Raw genomic sequence first — 2,275 nt, 5'->3', positions numbered from 1 at the left:
CGACGCTGCCGCTGCCGTGGAACGCCATCTACCGGTGGGACCCGGCGAAGTGGGCCTTCAGCGAGGCGGAGGGTGTGCTCGGCGCGTACCGCCGCTTCGTGCGCGGCGCCCCGTCGGCCGTGAACGATTACCCGGTCATCGCCCAGTACGACGCCTACTGGGTCGATGCCCCGGCCGCGAACGTCGCCTCGCTCAATCCCAACCCGCCCCCCGGGCGAACGATCGAGCTCGCCGCCGGCTGGAACAACTTCACCTACACCGGGCCGGCGCGGGCCGTGGCCGATGCCCTCGCTAGCATCGCTGGCAAGTACGACCAGGTCCTCGAATACGACAACGCCACCGGGCGGTGGCTGAGCCACCTGCCCGGCCAACCGCGCTACCTGAACGACTTCGGCGGGCTCTTCACCTTCCGCGTCTACTGGATCTCCATGAGCGAGCCGGGCCAGCTCGTGATGCAGTAGCGCCCGCGGAAGTTTGGAGTCGGGAGTTGGGAGGCCGCTGGCTCGGCCGTTCTCCCGGCCGCCAGTGGGGAGGCGGCGCCCGCGCGGTCGAAATGCCCCTCCCAAGGAGGTCGGACTGGTGGAACCTAATTGGTCCAGGTGGTGCGGTTCTGCCAGTTGCCGAAGGCCGAGAGGTTGTAGCCAGTTCCACCGCTCGGGGCCGGTGGATACACCTCGGTGTTGGCGAACCAGCCAGCCGCCGTGCTGTACTGGTGGAGGTGGGGGGCAGTCCAGCGGCAGTCTATGGACTTTTCACTGGCGACCGTCGTTCCCATCGGCCCGCCGCTCGTAAAGGCGCCCGCCCAGCTCCCATCGATGGAGATGGTCGGCGCGCTCGGCGAAAGCAGCGTGTGCAGCCAGGCAACCGAGCCCTTCCACTGCCAGGCAAGGTCGAAAACATGGGCGCCGGCGCCATAGCATCGCTGGCTACTCGCGTCGTAAGGGGAGGCGTAGGCCATCGTCCCCGACCCGCTATCGGCGACGCCCCACGACCGCCAGTACACGTATCGGTTCGTGTATGGGTCGTTCCCCCAGTCCAGGGCGTTTCCCCAGTTGTAGGGATGCTCGCAAACGTCGTGCCAGCCGCAGGTGAGCAGGTTGGTGGAGGCCCCGGGATTGACGTAGAGGAAGTACGTGTATTGCGCGGCGCCCGCGCCGGGCGCGGTCAGCGCACCGATTGCCATGCCGGCGACGAAGAGCAGGAGGAGGGCAGGAGTCACGAAAATACGCGTCATTGCACCGCCTCCTCGGCGAGGGCGAGCAGCTCGGGAAGCTTGCGGTTGGTGCCGTTGACCCATATGAGCAGGTTCCGCGAGGCGTCCCAAACGACAACCATGCTCTCGCCCAGCTCGTCGCGGAGGACCGCCCGCCCGATGGCCGCAGGCAACCCCGCGACTGTCCCGGCCTCCCAGCGCTCGGCAGCGATGCTGGACGATGCGACCGGGCTGGTTGCGCGTCCTTTGATCACCCTGAGTTGTCCGCCGTGCTCGACATCGAACCAACTGCGGCCCTGGGCCATCTGCCGCGCTGCATCCGGGGCGGACGGGATAGCGAACGTGAAATCTATCTCGATCAGGTGCTCGCCGCAGGCGATGCCCATCACCCGGTCGAGGATCGCCCCGGCAGGAAGCCGCGTCGGCACCCGAGCCAGGGCGGGATCCAGCTGCTGCGCCTCTTCGAGCAGCACCCAGCGGGCCTCGCCCGGTCGGCACAAGCCCGATTCCGCACCCGGGGCCGTGGGCCCGACGGTGATGCCGTTGATCACCTGGTCGTAGCGGGGGAGCAATTTGTCCGCTTCGAGGTAGGAGAGCGCCCAGCCAGGCCGGCTCGTGTCGATTTCGTCGCTAGGCGACGGCGTTGGCAGGGGCGTCACCTCAGCGGGTGAGGAGGGTGGCTCGGGTGGTGCGCCCGTCACCGGCCCGTCATCGAAGACGGCCCGGCCGGCCAAAAAGCCGCCGGCGAGCACCGCCAGGGCCACCGCAGCACCCGCAATCCAGATGGAGCGCCGTTCGCGCAAGGACATCGCACACCTCCACTCGGGTCGAATTTTTCCTGTCGGCTACACTACCACACCGCCACCCCTCCCGCGAAAGGGGTCCATCCCGTTTCCGCAAAAACCGTCCGCTGACCCCCGCCATCGGTCCCTCCGCGGGCGAGCTGGGCCACACCACCGCGCCGCTCCCTCCCGGTCGCGGTTCGGAAGGACCGCCCTCTTCCTCCTGCCTCCCAACTCCCAACTCCCATTCGCGCCACCACCGATAATTTCGCGCGTAGGC

3 protein-coding genes are annotated in these 2,275 nt (G+C 68.2%); 1 reads left to right on the top strand and 2 read right to left on the bottom strand.

Annotated elements, in window-relative coordinates; translation table 11 throughout:
• The coding region (locus V7Q81_RS15765) for a hypothetical protein (RefSeq protein ID WP_333845229.1) at window positions 1–461 on the top strand (461 nt) is incomplete at its 5' end.
• Window positions 462–586: 125 nt separating this feature from the next.
• Here the strand turns inward: V7Q81_RS15765 and V7Q81_RS15760 are convergent.
• Together V7Q81_RS15760 and V7Q81_RS15755 are read right to left on the bottom strand one after the other, a co-directional pair.
• Entirely contained in the window at window positions 587–1,234 is a 648-nt protein-coding gene (locus V7Q81_RS15760) for a hypothetical protein (protein WP_270057836.1), read from the bottom strand.
• Window positions 1,231–2,022, bottom strand: a complete 792-nt coding sequence (locus V7Q81_RS15755; protein ID WP_270057835.1) for a hypothetical protein — start codon at window positions 2,020–2,022, stop codon at window positions 1,231–1,233. Before V7Q81_RS15755 ends, V7Q81_RS15760 begins: the two co-directional genes overlap by 4 nt.
• Between the last annotated feature and the right edge of the window lie 253 nt (window positions 2,023–2,275).

Source organism: Pelomicrobium sp., assembly GCF_036803785.1.
Lineage (GTDB): Bacteria > Pseudomonadota > Gammaproteobacteria > Burkholderiales > UBA6910 > Pelomicrobium.
This window is presented reverse-complemented; position numbering and strand designations above follow the sequence as displayed.

Coding starts and splice junctions, on each gene's coding strand:
- V7Q81_RS15755 (WP_270057835.1), bottom strand. CDS start 2,022: ATGTCCTTGCGCGAACGGCGCTCCATCTGGATTGCGGGTGCTGCGGTG.
- V7Q81_RS15760 (WP_270057836.1), bottom strand. CDS start 1,234: ATGACGCGTATTTTCGTGACTCCTGCCCTCCTCCTGCTCTTCGTCGCC.